Here is a 497-nt window from a genome sequence, read left to right as displayed (position 1 = left end):
TTTCTGCAGATGCCGGGAGCGTCGCTGGGCGCGATTCTCGCAGGACAAACACCGACAGTAGACAAACGACTACTCCCATGCCGATCATCGTGTAGAACAGGCTCTGCCACGGGTATTTCAGCATAATCAAATGCCCCATCACCGGCGCCAGCACCGGCACGATGCAGGTGTTACCGTTTAACAGCGACAGCACCTTCGCCCGGCGGCGATCGTCGAGCGTATCGCGCAGAATGGCGAAAGCCACCACATAGCAGCAGCCTGCGCCTACACCCTGAATAAAGCGGCCAACAAGGAACGGCGTACCGCTCTCGGCGAACGAACATAGCGAGGAGGCGACAATAAAAATGAGAGCACCCGCAATGGCGACGGGTTTGCGTCCTGGCTGGTCGGCAATTTTACCGGCGAACAGCATCGCCGTTGCCATTCCCGCCAGATATTCCGAAAACGCGATATGCAGTTGCGCCTCGCTGGCTTGTAGATCGGCCGCAATACGGGGC

1 protein-coding gene is annotated in these 497 nt (G+C 58.4%); it reads right to left on the bottom strand.

Translation table 11 applies throughout. From position 1 onward, the window contains the following. On the bottom strand, nucleotides 1-497 hold a 497-nt coding region (locus ACU8YC_RS26390; RefSeq protein WP_446896178.1), incomplete at both ends, for an MFS transporter.

Source organism: Citrobacter sp. VF227 (assembly GCF_052950715.1).
Note: the sequence above shows the minus strand (reverse complement) of the source record. Positions and strands in the feature narration are given on the sequence as shown.